8 protein-coding genes are annotated in these 13,521 nt (G+C 49.1%); 4 read left to right on the plus strand and 4 right to left on the minus strand.

The features are described from left to right. Positions 1-149 precede the first annotated feature (149 nt). Positions 150-6,026: a hypothetical protein gene (locus EXU85_RS27275; RefSeq protein WP_142775114.1), complete on the minus strand. Its 5,877-nt coding sequence runs from the start codon at positions 6,024-6,026 to the stop codon at positions 150-152. 487 nt (positions 6,027-6,513) lie between these two features. On the opposite strand from EXU85_RS27275, the gene EXU85_RS27280 reads away from it, so the two are divergent. Continuing rightward, a complete protein-coding gene (locus EXU85_RS27280) occupies positions 6,514-7,410 on the plus strand; it encodes a cyanophycinase (protein WP_142775115.1) in 897 nt (298 codons plus the stop codon). An 89-nt stretch (positions 7,411-7,499) separates the two neighbouring features. Here the strand turns inward: EXU85_RS27280 and purQ are convergent, their stop codons facing one another. From purQ to EXU85_RS27295, 3 genes are all read right to left on the minus strand, one after another. Beyond that, positions 7,500-8,201, minus strand: coding sequence for a phosphoribosylformylglycinamidine synthase subunit PurQ (purQ, locus tag EXU85_RS27285; RefSeq protein WP_142775116.1), 702 nt, complete (start codon positions 8,199-8,201; stop codon positions 7,500-7,502). 110 nt (positions 8,202-8,311) lie between these two features. Next, positions 8,312-9,271 carry a bifunctional UDP-sugar hydrolase/5'-nucleotidase gene (locus EXU85_RS27290; protein WP_142775117.1) on the minus strand — a complete coding sequence of 320 codons (960 nt, stop codon included), beginning with the start codon at positions 9,269-9,271 and terminating at the stop codon, positions 8,312-8,314. Further along, positions 9,249-9,989: a 5'-nucleotidase C-terminal domain-containing protein gene (locus EXU85_RS27295; RefSeq protein WP_142775118.1), complete on the minus strand. Its 741-nt coding sequence runs from the start codon at positions 9,987-9,989 to the stop codon at positions 9,249-9,251. The genes EXU85_RS27290 and EXU85_RS27295 overlap by 23 nt, the downstream gene beginning before the upstream one ends. Positions 9,990-10,245: 256 nt before the next feature. On the opposite strand from EXU85_RS27295, the gene EXU85_RS27300 reads away from it, so the two are divergent. From EXU85_RS27300 to EXU85_RS27310, 3 genes are read left to right on the plus strand one after another with little or no spacing between them, the layout of a single operon-like run. Further along, positions 10,246-10,869, plus strand: a complete 624-nt coding sequence (locus EXU85_RS27300; RefSeq protein WP_142775119.1) for a DUF4255 domain-containing protein — start codon at positions 10,246-10,248, stop codon at positions 10,867-10,869. A gap of 11 nt (positions 10,870-10,880) precedes the next feature. Beyond that, complete coding sequence (locus EXU85_RS27305) at positions 10,881-11,696, plus strand: hypothetical protein (RefSeq protein WP_142775120.1); 816 nt, start codon at positions 10,881-10,883, stop codon at positions 11,694-11,696. 24 nt (positions 11,697-11,720) lie between these two features. Further along, positions 11,721-13,514, plus strand: coding sequence for a phage tail sheath C-terminal domain-containing protein (locus EXU85_RS27310; RefSeq protein WP_142775121.1), 1,794 nt, complete (start codon positions 11,721-11,723; stop codon positions 13,512-13,514). The last annotated feature ends 7 nt before the right edge of the window (positions 13,515-13,521 follow it).

Below are 13,521 nucleotides of genomic sequence, written 5' to 3' on the forward strand. Positions count from 1 at the left end.
CCCTAGTATAACTATGGAAAAAGAAGAAGGTTGGCATAAATTTAAAACACAGAGTTCATGGAGTAAAAACGAAGATTTACCAAGAGATGTTAATTTTCTCTGTGTATCTCCGTTTTCACTCCGTCAACTCTGTGTTTCAGTCGTTAATCTTACTTTATTTTTCTAATCACTATAGGTATACAAACGCTGGGGGGACAAGCACAGGTGGTTGCTGTTAATTGTACCGTCACATCAGTATAACAACCCGAACTGCTAAACACCCGAACCGTATAGTCTTGAGTCGTTACCGGGTTTGTAAGGTTACTCACGATTACTCCATTGGCTGGAATAGCCTGCGCTGGTCCTGACAAAGAAGCGGCTTCAGTAAACGTATTACCTGCCGAGAACTGATAGGTGTTACCAGGCGCAAATCCACTCAGTACGAGTTGGCCATTAGCTTGTGGGACATTACCTAGACAGCTAACTGGCACGGCATTGGCCTGAAAGCTGGGTTTAATACAGCAATTGGAAGGCTGAACCGTCACTTGCTGCTCCGCATAACAATCCGGCGCTGCGGGGTTGAATACCCGAACCGTAAAGGTTTTAGGCAGTACAGCATCATCCAGACCGCTAATAATTACCTGCGACGAGGTCCCTAACAGAGTAGGTGTAGCAGGCATTTTGGTACCGGCCGAGAAATCCGTTCCTTCTACATACTGATAGAAACTACCAGCCGTATAATTCGATAAGGTGACACTCCCCTTCACTAACACGCCGGTTCCGTTGGTACTACAAACGGGCGACGTTGCGACTGAAACAAAATTAGCATAGGCCGTGAATGAAACGCTAACGGGCTTAATGGTAGAGCAGAAACCATCCGCTGAAATCGACTTAATGTAATAGGTAGTTGGAAGAGAAACCGGGTTGGCAACTGGAATGGTAGCGGCAGCATCTGCATAATAACCAACACTAGCTCCTGTAGTCCCAACAATCGCATTGGCCAGATCAAACGTAGCCGTTCCATCAAACGTCTGGCAGGTCGTATTCAGGTCATTAACGGTCAGTACCGGACTTTGTGGGGTTACCTGAACGGTCATCTCATTGCCAAAACTACAGCCTGCATTCGCGTCGAAATAGGTCAGCTTATACACGGTTGACGAAGTAGGGCAAACGCTGGGCTGCGACGAAGACAGGTTTGAAATCTGGGCTACTTTAGTAGCGTCGTAGGGTATAGTGCTCCAGCTATAACTAATTCCTGCCTGTACAGGCTTGCCAATCTGGACACAACTACCCAGGCAAATGGCTTTGTCATCGCCCGCCAGGTTTGTGTGTTGTTTACCAATCTTCACATTTACCGAAGCTACGGATACGCAGCCGCTACCATACGTTACGGTTGCAATGTACGTATACGTTCCGGCAACAGCCGCCGTAATATCCAGTATAGGCTGGCTAACCGATGTTGAACTTAAATAGGCCGTCGCACTGCTTGGGCTGGCTGTCCAGACAACCGTACTTCCCGCAGGTGGGTTGTTGAGTGGCAGGGCCGTTGAAGCGCCATCCCCTTCGCAGAAATTAAGTGATGCAGGCAGGCTGGCAACATAAGCCGCTGGAGGAACTGGAAAAACAAACTGTTTTACACAACCCGTTGCATGAGTGGCCGTTAGCGTATATGAAGTTGGAACATCGGGGTAAACCTGTAAAGTCGAGAGGTTATCCGACGACGAAACAACGCCCGTAAACGGACTCCATGAATAGCTCCAGCCACCATCGGGCGAGTTATTGACGCCAATCGTAACCGGGCCATTACAGGGAGGATCAATCGGATTATTACCCAGGTTGACCGTGGGATCAGTTGCCGTATTAACATTAATTGTAGCCGTAGCCGAACAGGAACCCTGCCCAACGGTCAGGTTGTAAGGGCCGGTTGCCGACACGCTGATCTGGGCCGTTGTTTCTCCAGTCGACCATAGATAGGTTAAGTTTGGATCGGGTACTGGCCCGATGGTTATGGAACCACCTCCCCCAGCGCACAAGCTTCCCGGCGCGTGAATGTTCAGGGCTGGAGACGTAAAGGACGTGTATTGAACCGTATCGGCATATGAACAGTTTGCCGCCGTATTTCCATTCGTGGCATTCCGAATGAAAAGTACCGGACTATCCGTATTGGGCGGAATCGAAACCGTTGATGTGGCGCTGGCTGGAGAACCAAAAACAACCCCAGGAGTTGGCGAAGACCAGGCATAGGTATAACCTGCTTTAGCAGCTGAGCCCACCGTAAAACTTCCCCCCGATGTTAAGCAATAGGTACCATCAAGTCCCGCATTATTATCTACCGGTGTCACCTGTATTTTCACGGTGTCCTGAACCGAGCAGCCTGTTGCCTCATCCGTCACCTTGACATAGAGTGTTTTATCGGTGAGTAAAGCCACCGTGGTTGGATTAGCAATTGTTGAATCCGAAACCAGCGTTCCTGCTGTCCAGTTATACCGATAGCCGGGAATTTCATTCTGCTGAATCTGTACGGTACCTCCCTTACAGGCTGCCACCGGCGATGAATAATTGGCAACTGGCAATGACGATTGACCAGGAAATACTTTTACGAGAATCTGGCAGGTGTCTGGTATGCCTGGCAAGGTAAGCGACAGCGTATAGGTTACAGCCACCAGGCCAGATGGATTCGCAATCACCCTGGCCGGATGAGGAACACCCGCAACTAAAGGTAGTCCAGTAGCAGGGTCTGATAGCCCGGTAACCGGCGACCAGGTATAGGTACCATTACTGGCCGCGCTGATTGGCCCAATCGTATTGGTCGAGCCACCACATTGCCCCTGGGATCCTCCCTGTTGATCTAGTCTACAGAAATCAGTACCGCCAACTCCGCAACCTACGATATACCTGATTTCGGCGGTATCAACCCGTGCACAAGCCGGATTTGTAGCATTCTGGCTGGTTCGAATGTATAAGATCGTGTAGGGACCATCGGCCAATCCACCATTTGGAATGGTTGTACCAGGCATGTGCATAGATACCTGTGCAGCAGTTGTACTACTCAGGAACGTAATAGCCTGAGCGGGTGAGGGAACACCCTGCGTAGCTGACACACTTGTAATAACCGCCTGCCAACTGTAACTGATACCGGTTTCCGATGGGGTACCGAAACTAGCCGTTGCCAAAAATCCGGATGTAGGACAAAAGACGTAGGGTTGCTTTTGGTTAAAAGCATTGTTGGGGGTTTTGTAAACTGTAACCTGTTGGGTGGCCGTTTGTACACAGCCCGATGTACCGTTTGACGCGATTACGGTAAACGCAATTGTATTTACGCCCTGAGGTGCGTAGGTAGCCGTGAATACGGGACGTATCGCGGTAGGCTCACCAATGCCGAGACCCGGCACCCACCCATAACTAACGCCTGCCTGTTCTGTAAGCCCCTGCCCCAGCCGAACCGTGTCGCCCTGGCATAACGTTAAGCTAGGCAAAGCAGGCAAAGGCGTAATACTCTGATTCATAACCGTTACCGTATCAACCCGACACCCATTAAAATCCAGATAATAATCCTGTGATGCTCCCGCTGGCGGTAGAGTCGAAACGGTCGGATTTACACCGTTGGGGTTGTCTAAGCCTAGTGTTGGTGTCCAGCTGTATGTGTTCGTTGATACATTGGCGTAGGCCTGTGGTAAGGAAACAGGTCCAAGTTTCACCGTCGGATTACCGCACGTAAACACGGTTCGGGAAGGGAGTGATACACCGAAATAAACAGTTTTCAGGGTATCGTAACTGGTACATCCCCGGCTATCTGTCACACTCAGCAGAAAGTTACCCTGCTCCGTCGTCGTTAGCGAAATAGGCATTGCCGCCGTAGCGACCGTACCCGAAAGCACAGGAGCACCACCCGCCAGCAAACCAAGTGTATAGACATAGGCTCCCTGATCGCCATCAGCACCGGTTGTAATGGCAGCAGTTACGGTAAGCGTCGACTCGTTGCAAAAACCGTAGGGTTTACTTGCCAGATCTGTTGAATGAGCTTTATTAGCCGATACCGTGTATTCAATGCTATTACTGTAGTTCGTCACATCACAGCCCGCGACGGGCGAACAGCTTGCATCAAAAGGCGTCAACTGAACGGCCCTCCGGAAAAAAGTTGATCCCCCACCCGATAAGGAAGCCGGTGTATAGTCTTTCGAGTTTGCGCCGGGAATATTGGTCCATGGTCCAGCCGCAGAAGCACTGCTTTGCCATTGGTAATACAGAGAAACAGGGGCAGGATTCGCATCGAAGCCTCCTCTTACGAACGGAGTTGTATACGTTGGCTTAGACCCTGTTATGGGAAACAAGCCAGCTCCCTCACAGTACGAAGTAATCGTTGCGGCAATCGTATTCGTGTTGTCTACATACTTCGCATAGGTAAACGCGGTCAGATAAACGGTGGTGGCCTGCGGATTGGCAACCAGATTATAACCACTCAGGCTGGAGGTTCCATTGTCGGCCAGGCCAGTTGGTGTCACCGGATACAAGGTATGCGAACCAGCCGTAGCCAGGATCGTTGCCCGGCAACCCTTTAGCTCAACATCGTAAGCACCAGTGGTACTCCCATTCTCCCCAGTATTTAAGTAGGTTGCATAAAGGACTTTATCAAAATCACAGTCAATAACCTGGTACATGGCATTGCCAGCACCAAAAATGGAGTACAATGCGCCCGGCGTTGGGCTGACACTGGAGGCCGCATTGGCTTTTCCACTGATATGCACCCGCCCCTGAGCATCAAGTTCCATATCCGACGCTTCCACACTTCCGTTACCAACCACTACGCTCCGAATAACCGAGGTTAGGGTCGGGTTAAATTCCGTCAGGGTAAGCTGGCCCGGCGTCCATGCTCTATTGGGAGATGAACCGACCGTTACGAATTCTGAGGGAGTCGTAATAACTCCCATCACCACCAGATTCCCGTTAGGCCGCTTGCGAATACCCTGAATCTGGGTACCGGGTAAGGCCGTTGATTGCAATAGTTGTCCCGAAGCTCCATAATGCGCGATATATCCCACCTGATTGGTAAGCGAAACGTTCGAATAAGCAGCTCCCGGCGTTATGGGCAATATTGCCCCGTTGCCATTGCGGTAGGTGGCGTAAAAACTACCATCACTATCAGGCGTAATATCAGTAGCGTATTGAACAGGTACAGAAGCGCTTGTCGAATAATAAGACGCGTAACGGAGTGTGCCATCAGCGTTAAAAATGGCCATATATGGATCATCATCGCCACCTTTCGGAGCCGACTGATAAGCACCAGGGGTAGTCGGTAAAACGCCGGATCCGCTGTTTTGCAACATTAGAATCATGGAGCCATCAGCCGTGACAATCAGATTCTGAAAATAGGGCGCTTCGTTCCAAAGGCGCACACGTACATTGGAGGAGCCGCCAACCGCACCCAGATATGTACCATAAGTAATGGTCTTTCCGTCGGGCGATAGCTTCATTAACACGGCTAAATTTCCACCCGCCGTATTAGGCCGACTCGTTTGAAAACCGTTTGGTGTAATAAGGGCAGAAGCAGGTGCCCCTCCATTTGTTACGCACAGGAGGACTAGTTCACCTGATGGAGAAAACTCAAAGGCCAGGGGGGTGAAACTACTATTCTCTCCATTAAAAATCCGTACCCATTCGAGGGTATTTCCATCGGGCGAATACTTTGACAAAACGGCGTTATAGCCATCACCCGGCCCAGATAAAGGAGGACCAAACTCTTTGATATCGGCTACAGAATAGCCCGAAGCGTTGTTCCGTCCCTCTGTTAATACATAAATAGACCCACCTGGCCCAATTTTTTGGATAGCTCCCTGATTGGAAGATTTATTAGAAATAGCCGTACTCCATTGAAGTGATTGAGCTTGTGTTACGCTACAAAAAAGGCAGAGCAGGCCAAAAATGCAGATTGATACAACTCGAATGCCCAACTGAACAAACTGGGTTGGCGCATGTTCCCAAAAAGCATCTTTGTTATTTTTCTTATTGTAATGAAGTTGGTGGAACCTAGAATCAGTAAAGTTGAACATAGAGAGGTGTAGTCAATATATAGATGTAAAATCACCAAATGGAGATAGCCTTTGTACTCCTCAAATGGATACAAAGGCTGTGCCAAATGGACAATTGACCATATGGGCGCATTATTAATCTATACCTCTATGCCTATTGGGTTATCCTGATTTCTAATCCGTATACTTAGTGTTTTAACTTTCCACTCCTATTCACTCCAATTGTAGAGTTACAAATAGCGTACCAATTATAAAACTACGTCACAGAAAACTGTAAAGGAAAGCCAGTAAAGCGGCTAAACACCGTTACTTGAGGTACTTTACGCTACTAATTTGTCACAAAATAGACATAGTGGACTACTTGCAGCAATGTAAAATTGGAAGTAGATTGAGTTTGTATTGCCCTGTCAGCAGAAAACTTGTCTTACAACGAGTTAGGGCAACATCAGGCTATTCGTTAACTTTGGATACTGTGGATCCGACACAGTAAACCAAACGACAATCTGACATGAAAAAGCGTTTCACATTACCCATCCTCTTGCTGGTTCTTCTGGCTAGTCTAAGTCGCGCTCAGACGGCGTCAACACCCAAATTAGTAGGGCCCGAGAAGGGCGCATTGATTATTGTTGGGGGTGGTAGCATGGGGCCAGACCTCTGGAACCGCTTCGTTGAACTGGCAGGCGGTCCCGCCGTAGCGGACATCGTCATTATTCCAACCGCAGGTGAAGATTCGTCGGCCAACACGGCCCCCCGCGAGAAAGAAAAGCTACTCAGTCTGGGCGTAAAAAACATCACCATAATGCACACCCGCGATCCGAAAGTAGCTAACCAGGAATCATTTGTTGCGCCCCTGAAGAAAGCTACCGGAATCTGGTTTGTGGGCGGACGGCACTGGCGGCTGGCCGATTCGTATCTGAATACACTGGCCCATAAAGAATTTAACGCCGTACTGAGCCGAGGTGGTGTCATTGGCGGTACATCGGCGGGCGCTACAATTCAGGGATCATTTATGGTGCGGGGGGATACCAAAGGCAATTCCATTATGGTGGGCGATCACACCCAGGGGCTAGACTTCATTCACAACGTCGCCATCGACCAGCATTTTTTGCGTCGGAACCGTCAGTTCGATTTAATTGAGGTCATTAAAGCACGCCCTGAACTACTTGGCATAGCTATTGATGAGGGCACGGCCATTGTGGTTCAGCAAAATACCTTCGAGGTAATTGGCAGCTCCTACATAGCCATCTACGAAGCCAATCAGATTGCCAATAGCACGAAATATCCATCCGGGCAAAACAGCACCGGCGGCCCTTTCTATTTCCTGAGCAAGGGCCAGAAGTTTGATTTACAGACCCGGAAAGTTATGGATACCCGCCCGCAACGGCCAAACGAGCCAGCGAAGTAAATAGAACGCAGATGACGCGGATTAAACTGATTTTCGCGGATATAAATCCATTTAAATCAGTTTAATCCGCGTCATCTGCGTTCTACAATTTATACCAACACCGCTTTGAGAATCTGGTCCATGATCAGCCGTCCATCCGTATTGCCCAGCGCTGGATCAGCGGCTCGTTCGGGGTGCGGCATCATACCAAACACGTTTTTGCCCAGGTTAGTCACCCCTGCAATATTTTCCAGGCTACCGTTTGGATTGGCGGCATCCGTGATGGCACCCGTTTCGTCGCAGTAACGGAACAGTACCTGACCGTTATCGTTAAGGGATTTCAGCGTATCGGCATCCGCAAAATAACGACCCTCTCCATGCGCCATCGGAATCTTGTAAGCCGGACGAGGGTTCGGCCCTCCGACAAGGCCCGCCGTTAACAAGGCATCGGACGATTGGGGAGTCAGATAGATATTTTTGCAGACATATTGCTGGTTGGCGTTGCGGAGTAATACACCCGGTACTAAGCGGGCTTCGGCCAGCACCTGAAAGCCGTTGCAGATACCCATCAGGTAGCCACCTCGGTTGGCGTGGGCAATGACCTCGTTCATGATCGGCGAAAACCGGGCTACAGCTCCTGTACGAAGATAATCGCCATACGAAAATCCACCAGGCAGGATAATAAAATCACAACCTTGCAGATCGTGGTCTTTGTGCCAGAGTTTAACAACTTCCTGGTCCATCAGTTCCAGCGTATCTACTGCATCCTGATCACAGTTAGAACCGGGGAAAACAACAACACCAAATTTCATAAGATTAAAAGAGCGAAAGAGTGAAAGAGTGAATGAATGTTTAGCGCTCCAGCCTTTCGCTCTTTCGCTCATTCACCCTTTCACTCTTTAGATACACAAAGATACTGACTTTACTTTACTTCAACGGACTTTCCGGTGCTGGAAACGGCTTTACCTTTCTCAAATGCCAGATCAATTCGACCCAGATTAATACCCGCAAAACCGACCTGGTTGATCCATACAGGCTGGCCATCGAGGTTATTGACAGCTACCGGCGCATCAAGAAATGTATGTGTATGACCACCGATAATGAGATCAATATTCCTGGTTTTTGCCGCCAGTACATTGTCGGATATTGTTGGCTCGTTGGTATACTTAAAGCCCAGGTGCGACAGGCAAATGACATAGTCACACTTTTTGTCTGTGCGCAACTGAGCGGCCATGTCAGTCCCAATTTCTACGGGATCGAGGTACTTCGTTTCCTTATAAGCCTCTTTCGGAATCAGCCCAGCCGGTTGAATACCCAACCCGAAAACCCCCACCCGAACACCATCTTTTTCAAAGAGTTTGTAGGGCATGGTTTTTCCGTCCATTACGGTGTTCTTAAAATCATAATTGGCAATCAGAACCGGAAAACTGGCCTTACCAAATTGGGTTACCATATTGTCGATGCCACCGTCGAAATCGTGGTTACCAATGGTTCCGGCATCGTAGCCCAGACGATTCATCGCCAGAATTTCGGGTTCGCCTTTGTATAAATTAAAATAGGGCGTTCCCTGAAAAATATCGCCCGCATCGAACAGCAGTACATTGGCCTGCTCCTGCCGGATTTTTCGGATCAATGTGGCTCTACGGGCTACGCCACCTTTACCCGCATTACGACTACCATCCATTGGGAACGGGTCCAGTCGGCTGTGTACATCGTTGGTATGCAGAATAGTCAGCGATGTAGTTTTAGCGAGACCGATATGAGCCACCCCAAGTCCGGTCTGGACTGGCCGGGCAAATAGCTCTGGGGCAACCGAGCCAATTACGGCAGTTGTGCCGAGTAGCTTTAGAAACTGGCGTCTATTCGATGCTAACGCGTCCATCAGAAACAGGATTAATAGGTTGACCGGTTTTACCCTGCTGTCGGAAATAATCGATTAGGGCATCCCGCATGAGATAGTTGATATTTTCGCTCTTAATGGGATTTTTCAGGAATCCGGCATCATCGCCCCCATTTGCTACGTAATCGCTCAGGACAACGGTATAGGTTTCGTTCGGCTGGAGAGTCCGTCCATTTGTGAACGTAACTGACTGCACTTGTTTATCGTGAATTTTAGCCCGAATTCCGCCCACTACCAGCCCACTACCCCGTACAAAATGATTGAGCAGTTGCTGGAGCATATCCCCTTTAACGGTTAGCACAATCAGTTGGTTATCGAAAGGCATCACCTCAAAAACAGATCCGATCGTGATGTTGCCTTCGGGCAAATTACTCCGGATACCGCCATAATTCAGGTGTGAGCAGTCGATGGGTTTGCCATATTTCTGGATAGCCTGCTTCAGCAAGGCGTCGGTGAGCAGGTCGTTAAGTGGCGCATCAGGAAGGCCTTTCTCGATACGTCCGGTTGAGCGAGCCAGCACCTCATTCATCGTCTGGTCCATCTTCTGCCGATAGGGTTGCAGAAAGTTGGCAAGGCTGGTATCGGAGGAAGCAGCCAGCGAATCGACCCCAATCCGATTGGCGGTTCGCTGGGTAAGGTGGTAGCCGGAGTTACAGGCCGACAAACCAGCCAACGCCAACAGCAGGAGGTATTTTTTCATACGTATCCGCAAGTTCGGAAACTCTTTGCAATCCTGCGTTAACAAATCGTTAGAAAGCACCATACAAGATTCTAATGAACTGATAATTGGGCAGTTAATCCACGTACCCAAACCGCTAAAAACAAAAGCACCTACCGTTTAATAAAAGATTCCTCTATCTCTGTTTCCAAATCGCATACCTTTTGCGACTAATAAACCGTACCTCTTCCGGGGTTTATTAATCGGAATTCTGCACACCACTTAACGATAGTTTGTCATGGTATTTGAAGCCCTGGAACTTATCCGTTCTGAGTTAGAGGCCTATCTTAAGCCGCTCGTAGACCCAATAACTGTTAAGTTGGGAAACATAGCTACCGTAGCAGGTACACAGGCTAACTCCATCCTGATTACGCTGGTCAATATAGAAGAAGAGGCTACGCTTAAAAATTCCAGCTCTTACCAACGAAATGCCGCCGGTGGATTCGACATCCAGAACCCGCCTGTTTTTTTGAATCTATACGTACTGATCAGCGCGAATCATGTCAATATTGACGATTACGAAAGCGCACTGAAAATGCTCTCCTGGATAATCCAGTGTTTCCAGAAGAAAAATCAGTATACCCTTGCCAATACACCTGCCGCTACGGCACTAAACGATGCAGGGCCGGGGGCCTCGCCAATTGATCCAAGAGTGATGCTGCTGTGTATCGTTGCTGATTTTTACAGCCTGTCGTTCGAGAGACTCAATCAACTCTGGGGAACGCTGGGAGGCAAACAAGTACCAGCCGTCATGTATAAAATACGGGTTGTTGAGGAGCAGGCTGGTGGGCAGCTTGGCGCAGGGCCAGCTATTCAGGGAATTGAAGGGCGTGTGAAACGGACGACTAGTACCCCTAATTAACGACACTAGCTATGGCACTAAGTCAACCTGAAGTCATTGGTATCAGCTACCAGATCCTTTTCAGGATACGGGTACTTCACCGCTATTTTCTGAATTATAGCACAACTGAGTTCGACGCAGCCGGATCAAACGGTTTAAAGAAAAAAATTGAGTTGGTTCGGAATACGTATACGGTTGATCAGTACTGGGATATTATACCCGATTCCGATACGAGTCAGACCTTGCGCGATTTGCAAATGCTGGTAAAAAAACAACCCGATGGATTTGTTATAATGGCTACCACCAAAGGTAACGGTAGCCTCACGCCTTTCTCGCCCCTGTCCGACAAACTGAAGCTGGTCTTTGCCGTTTATCCCACCGATCCATTTTTTATGCTCTACACCGACATAGCTATGAATGTGATGGATGAACTGAAGAAAACGAATCGTGTCTTTCGCCTAAAAAACCAGAATTCAACCAACGACCCGACAAAAAACCAACTCAACGCCAACGAAACCATTCGCTTGGAGGATATAGAAGATCGGCCGGAGCAACCACCATCGGTCACTCGATTGCAACCTCCGGTGGGATTCATCGAGATCGAACATGATCCACCCAACCGAACATTGCTCGATGGCGGCAACAATATTCAGCCAACACTTACCTACACAGTCACCTTACGCAACCGCACTACGCACTGGCGCTACAAAACCAACGATCTCGGCCAGTTTAAGCTTGTTCAGCATGGCCTGATTGATGTCATCTCTGATACCGTCAAGCTCCCAAACCCTACTCCGGCGACCACCGCCGTTGGCAATGATGGCCTGTTTTATTCTACGATCTACTAAACCGCATCCAAATCTCCATTGCTCATGGCAAGCACACTCAATTTAGCGACGCTCAAAACGCCGGGCGTGTACATCGACGAAGTGTCGTTGTTTCCGCCTTCGGTGGCCCAGGTCGAAACGGCCATCCCAGCCTTTATCGGCTACACACGAATAGCGCTTAAAGAGGGCAAAGATATTACTGGCCAACCCACTCGAATTAAATCGATGGTGGAGTACCGGAAATACTTTGGCACTGCCCCCGACCGTACCTTCGCTGTCCACCTCGATTCGCAGAACATGGTCGATCAGGTTACCATAGCGCCCGATCAGTTTCTATACGACAGTCTGACGATGTTTTTTGCCAATGGCGGAGAAAAATGCTATATCGTTTCGGTGGGTAACTATACGGTAGCGCCAACAGCAGCCCATTTTACGGATGCCCTGGATAGACTGAAAAAATACGACGAGCCAACCCTCATTGTCATGCCGGATGCCTTGCGAATTTCCAATGATGGCCAGCTTGCAGCCGTCCAGCAGGCAGCTCTAACTCATTGCGGAGACATGCAGGATCGATTTGCCATTCTGGATGTAAAAGTTAAGGACATCACCAATCCAGACGTAGATGACACCGACATTACCAGGTTCCGGGGGGCAGTCGGAACATTTCTCAAATACGGAGCGGCTTATTATCCGTACCTTAAAACAGCCCTGCCAGTCACAGTTAGTTTCTCTAGCCTGACCATCCGCAAAGGCGTTGCTGCAGCACCAATATCGTTCGACAGTCTGCTTGATCCTGGTACCGCTAAATCGTTGGCCCAGGCCACAATTAGTCTGGCAACGGATGTGAAGAAAATAAAGGACAGCCTGCTACCCGATAGCACCGCCTATTACGCCATACTGACAAAAGGAGATAAAATAAAGGCCATTAAAGATGCCATTAAAGCCTTTGCTGAAGCCCCCGATGCAACATTCAAAAACGCAGATGCACTGGCAGCGTTCAAACTGTACATCGATGAAGCTACGCCTACGGCCAATGGACAAAAATTAATAGACTTAAAAGGTACGGCAAATGCACTGGTGGCAACGGGGGCAGGCCAATCAGCCATGATCGATATCGACAAAACGTTTGAGCAGGTAGTCACGTATGTCTCCGGCTTTTTAACGGATATTGATGCTCGGCTAACGGCTAAAGAAGCGGATATGAAATCCCAGATTCCGCTATACTCCGCCATTGTGTCGGCCGCCGAAGCCCAGAATATCATTCTGCCACCCAGTGGTGCCGTGGCTGGCGTTTACGCTAGCGTCGACGAAACCCGGGGTGTCTGGAAAGCGCCCGCGAATGTCAGCATAACGAATGTAGTTGGTCCAACAGTGCTGATTACCGATGATGATCAGGAAGGTCTGAACGTAGACTCCGATGCAGGCAAGTCGATCAATGCCATCCGGTTTTTCACCAACAAGGGCACACTCATCTGGGGAGCACGTACCCTGGCGGGTAATGACAATGAGTGGCGATACGTATCGGTTCGCCGTTTTTTCATCATGGTCGAAGAATCGGTCAAGAAAGCCTCCATCCCCTTTGTATTCGAACCGAATGATGCCAATACCTGGATAAAGGTACGAGCCATGATCGAAAATTTCCTGACGTTGCAATGGCGGGCAGGCGCCCTGGCTGGTATTAAGGCAGAACATGCGTTCTATGTTCGGGTTGGGTTGGGGCAGACCATGACTGCTCAGGATATATTAAATGGATTTTTGATCGTCGAAACTGGGCTGGCCGCCGTTCGTCCGGCCGAATTTATTGTGCATCGCTTTGCTCACAAAATGCAGGAATCTTAACTCATAA

Origin of the sequence: Spirosoma sp. KCTC 42546 (genome assembly GCF_006965485.1) — a bacterium.
Taxonomy (GTDB): domain Bacteria; phylum Bacteroidota; class Bacteroidia; order Cytophagales; family Spirosomataceae; genus Spirosoma.